Raw genomic sequence first — 424 nt, 5'->3', positions numbered from 1 at the left:
CGTACCCCCGCGGCCCACCGCCGCCCCGGCGGCCGGTGAGCCGCCCGCGACGCCGCCGCGCGCCTCCGAGGCGGTCCTCGGGGAGCTGGACACGCTGGTGGGCCTGGAGAGCGTCAAGCGGGAGGTCCGGGCGCTCACCGACATGATCGAGGTGGGCCGGCGCCGCAAGGAGGCCGGGCTCAAGGCCGCGTCCGTACGCCGCCACCTCGTCTTCACCGGCTCCCCCGGCACCGGCAAGACGACGGTGGCGCGGCTGTACGGCGAGATCCTGCACTCGCTGGGGGTGCTGGAGCGCGGCCATCTGGTCGAGGTGTCCCGGGTGGACCTCGTCGGGGAGCACATCGGCTCCACGGCGATCCGTACGCAGGAGGCGTTCGACCGGGCGCGGGGCGGGGTGCTCTTCATCGACGAGGCGTACGCGCTG

The 424-nt window shown here is 75.2% G+C and carries 1 protein-coding gene; it reads left to right on the top strand.

The features are described from left to right. A partial coding sequence (locus tag GT042_RS18940; protein WP_161309907.1) for an AAA family ATPase occupies window positions 1–424 on the top strand: 424 nt, incomplete at both ends.

The organism is Streptomyces sp. SID3212, from assembly GCF_009865405.1.
Classification (GTDB): Bacteria; Actinomycetota; Actinomycetes; order Streptomycetales; family Streptomycetaceae; genus Streptomyces.
Note: the sequence above shows the minus strand (reverse complement) of the source record. Positions and strands in the feature narration are given on the sequence as shown.